The organism is Bartonella sp. AP57NXGY, assembly GCF_042195805.1.
In the GTDB taxonomy this organism is placed as follows: Bacteria; Pseudomonadota; Alphaproteobacteria; order Rhizobiales; family Rhizobiaceae; genus Bartonella.
Genome location: NZ_JBHIOZ010000126.1, coordinates 1 through 3,580, shown reverse-complemented (window position 1 = coordinate 3,580; position 3,580 = coordinate 1). Strand labels below are relative to the sequence as shown.

Sequence of the window (3,580 nt, the reverse complement as noted above, 5' to 3'; positions counted from 1 at the left end):
ACTTCTGAAAGCGATATGGCTTTTGCCACACGCCTTGCAGAAGACTATGATGCGGTAGCAAAACCCGTTGATGGCAAATTGGTGCTTGCCAAACGGGGTGAAGGCAAAGCCATTACCGGTGAAACACTGCCCGTCGTTGTCATCCATGAAAAACAATGTACCTCTTGGGATTTTAAATACAGTGCACGCGATGAAGCAGGTGCCGCCAATGGATTAAAGACAGATGCAGGAGATGATCAAAAAGCCGCCGCTGATGCACGAGAACCAGAGGAAATTGAGGAAGGCGAAGATGTGATCCATATGGATGAAAGTGACGCCCCCAATTTGCCTAAAGAAGAGACGGAAGCCAAAACATCTGAAAATCAAGAGCAAGAAGAAGAGAAAAAAGGCGGTGTTATCGCAAGCTATCATGATATCCGCACTGGTGAAAAAAAGGAAGTCAAGGTTGGTAAAGAGCCTTTTCATGAACTCAAATACACCTACCACAATCAATCAGAAGCTGTTGCGGCCATTGCTGCTTATCGCAACAAATCATCACGTGGGAAATCTTCTTTCTCATGTGATATTGGTGGTGATCCCTTTGTGCAAGCAGAAGCAAAGCTTATTCAAGAGCCCCCTTTCCGCCCCTATATTCCAGCAGAATGGCGCATCAAAAGTGTTAAACACAAGCTTGATAAAACAGGTGGTTATACCACAAAAATAGATTGCGAACTTTTTGATGAAACCCAAGAAGATGCGGCTGGAAACGTTGCAAACACCACACCAGACAAAGATGATACCCTCGACCCAAACGCCCCACCAGACGCATGCGACGAAGGTGAAGGCGTTATCCATATGGATGAGAAAGATATCAATTAGCAAAAATATCAAAAAATTATTAGAAGCTACTTGACAATGTGGCGACAATATGAATAATCGAATCAGGTGCCTAAGAAACACCTTAAACACATAGCGGATAGATTGCCGAAACAATCTTTTCACCGCCAATTAAAAACTTTGACTCGTTGTATGCTACAAGCATATAATGATATTGTCGGGTGTGGTTATGCTATACAATACCCTTTTGGGAAAGGCGTAACGACGGGCTATGTGCCGTGTTTCTTAGCACCCGGCGCTCTTTAATTGAGTGTCATTAAGAAACCTTTAAGCACATAGGAGCCAAATTATGGCACAGTATTTAATTGATATACATCAAACCACGATTAATGGTGATATCGTTCAAACAGTCAACGCACGTGAATTACATGCGTTTTTAGAAATAGGTAAAGATTTTTCCAATTGGATTACTGACCGTATCAAAAAATATAATTTATTAGAAAATCAAGACTTTGTTTGGTCGCCAAATTTGGCGAGCAAAGGCAGAGGTGGTCACAATCGTAAAGATTATCATCTGACTTTAAGTGTAGCCAAAGAGCTCTCTATGCTTGAAAATAATAAGAAAGGTAGAGAAGCTCGTTTATACTTTATCGAATGTGAAAGACGGTTAAAACAAGTAGTGACACCACAGATAGCCGCTCCACAAGTTGATTATTCCAAACCCGAAGCATTACTTGGTGTTTTGAATCACTTACAAAGTCAAATCGAGCAAAAGGATAACACTATTGCTGAATTGACTCCAAAAGCAGAAGCTTTGGAAGGCTTAAAGCGCTCTGATGGTTTATTCGGTCTTATTGAAGCAGCGAAAATGCTTGAAGTACGACCAAAAGATTTAACAGATTACTTGCGGAAAAATGATTGGGTCTATCGACGTGCTCCAGGGGCGCCGCTGTTACCTTATCAGGATAAGATCAAGAAAGGATTCATGGACTGTCCTGCTATCACCATTCAAAGACCGGATGGTACAGAAAAGGTGCTCCCTTCAACAAAAATCACCTCCAGAGGATTGGCATGTTTGAGAGAACAAATCTTTGGAGGTGTGCAATGAATAGCAGTGTCGATTTTTTGTGCGATTTGTGGATAGCTTTATATCAGTTTTCTAATGATGAAAATATTAATGAAAAAGAGTGTACAGCTCTGATTAACATCATGAGTTTGGTAGAAAAAGCTTTGATTTTCAAACTTCAAGATGAGGTGCCAAATATACTTAAAATCTTAACAGTTCTAACAGATTTTGGCGATTCAGAGTTTCCTACAGTTATGTTACCTTTATTGCGAGCTTACGAATCAGATTTAGAGAGCCCCATTAAAAAGGTTGCTTAATTAAAAAAACAGAACTCCCTTCCCCATCTTTAAAGGTGGGGAGGGGTTAATACACTAAAGTTATACGTGTGGAACTGGTCGTTCAAGAGGCTGTACAGCCAAACGAAACCCCATGGTACGCAGTAAAGCATTCAAGCTGCGGAACTCTGGATTACCTTTTTCTGAAAGTGTACGGTAAAGTTGTGTTGGGTTCAAGTTGGCTGCTTTAGCTACAGCTTGAACACCACCATAAGCTTTGGCCATTTGGCGTAGAGTTACAAGCAGCTCACCCTGATCACCATCTGCTAGGATTGCATCAAGGGTCGCTGCTGCCAACTCAGGATCATCACGGAATATTTCTGCCATTGCATCATCATGGTTACGGTCTTTCATTTTTGCACTCCTTTAATCTTCACGGTTTTGCCAATCACGCCAGCAAGCACATGCACGAGTGATATCAGTCTCTTGTGTTTTTTTGCTGCCACCGCATAATAGCAACAATACGGTCTTTCCAGATTGGACATAATAAACTCGGTAGCCAGGACCAACATTAATACGCAATTCATGAACACCCTCACGAAGCGGCTTGAAATCGCCAAAGTTTCCCTGCTCTAAACGATTAAGGCGGCGAATAATTGCAGTTTTAGCCTGCATATCACGGAGCTTTCGCAGCCAATCAGCTATCAAGTCTTTGCCATCAGAAGTAAGGTAGTGACGTATTTCAAACATGATGTATATTCGTTTATAAACGAATATTTGTCAAGAAAGAAATTAAAAGTTGAGAAAAAATCTTCTTTTATTCCAATGAAAAAGCGACATGAAGCTTAACCAAGCTATCTTTCCGAATGAGAAAGATGTCAATTTTTTAATCCAGCTCTGCTTTTTGCGGAGCTTTTTTTATGGAGAATCATATGCGAAAAATATCATCAGAAGGACTAGCACTTATTAAACAATGGGAAGGTTTGCGTTTGAACGCCTATAAAGATGCCATTGGGGTGTGGACAATAGGTTATGGACATACAAACAGTGCTGGAAAGCCTTTTATTTACGAAGGCATGACAATCACTGAAAAGCAAGCAGAAGAACTTCTTTGCCAAGACTTAAGACAATTTGAAAATGTCGTTGAACACGCTGTTACAGTTTCATTAACGGATGAACAATTCGCGGCGTTAGTCTCCTTTTGCTATAATGAGGAGCCTTTTGTAACTCGACACTGTTAAAAAAGATCAATCAAGGTGAATATGAAGCTGTCCCTGCCGAGCTACAGAAATGGACCAAAGCAGGCCGGTAAGCGTCTTGAAGGTCTCGCACACCGGCGTGTGCCCGCAGAAACAGGCTTATGGGCGAAAGGGGCTTTTGTTTCCTCCAATTATCAAACAGTAGAAACGCAAGCACCAACGGG

The 3,580-nt window shown here is 41.4% G+C and carries 5 protein-coding genes and 1 pseudogene; 4 read left to right on the top strand and 2 right to left on the bottom strand.

The window, feature by feature from the left end; genetic code table 11:
- The 3 genes from ACFIL8_RS08365 to ACFIL8_RS08355 form a co-directional block, all read left to right on the top strand.
- Positions 1 to 858: late control protein (locus ACFIL8_RS08365; RefSeq protein WP_375689409.1), on the top strand; the 858-nt coding region annotated here is incomplete at its 5' end.
- 307 nt (positions 859 to 1,165) lie between these two features.
- Positions 1,166 to 1,924 carry an antA/AntB antirepressor family protein gene (locus ACFIL8_RS08360; RefSeq protein ID WP_375689407.1) on the top strand — a complete coding sequence of 253 codons (759 nt, stop codon included), beginning with the start codon at positions 1,166 to 1,168 and terminating at the stop codon, positions 1,922 to 1,924.
- The gene (locus ACFIL8_RS08355) at positions 1,921 to 2,199 is read left to right on the top strand and encodes a hypothetical protein (protein ID WP_375628341.1); all 279 of its coding nucleotides are present in this window, start codon (positions 1,921 to 1,923) and stop codon (positions 2,197 to 2,199) included. Before ACFIL8_RS08360 ends, ACFIL8_RS08355 begins: the two co-directional genes overlap by 4 nt.
- 60 nt (positions 2,200 to 2,259) lie before the next feature.
- On the opposite strand, the gene ACFIL8_RS08350 is transcribed toward ACFIL8_RS08355, so the two are convergent.
- Together ACFIL8_RS08350 and ACFIL8_RS08345 are read right to left on the bottom strand one after the other, a co-directional pair.
- Positions 2,260 to 2,571: a DNA-binding protein gene (locus tag ACFIL8_RS08350; RefSeq protein ID WP_208439803.1), complete on the bottom strand. Its 312-nt coding sequence runs from the start codon at positions 2,569 to 2,571 to the stop codon at positions 2,260 to 2,262.
- Between the two features lie 12 nt (positions 2,572 to 2,583).
- A complete protein-coding gene (locus tag ACFIL8_RS08345; protein WP_015857128.1) occupies positions 2,584 to 2,907 on the bottom strand; it encodes a type II toxin-antitoxin system RelE/ParE family toxin in 324 nt (107 codons plus the stop codon).
- Positions 2,908 to 3,089: 182 nt separating this feature from the next.
- Between ACFIL8_RS08345 and ACFIL8_RS08340 the strand changes: the two are divergent.
- Positions 3,090 to 3,580, top strand: a pseudogene (locus ACFIL8_RS08340) (lysozyme); the annotation flags it as partial.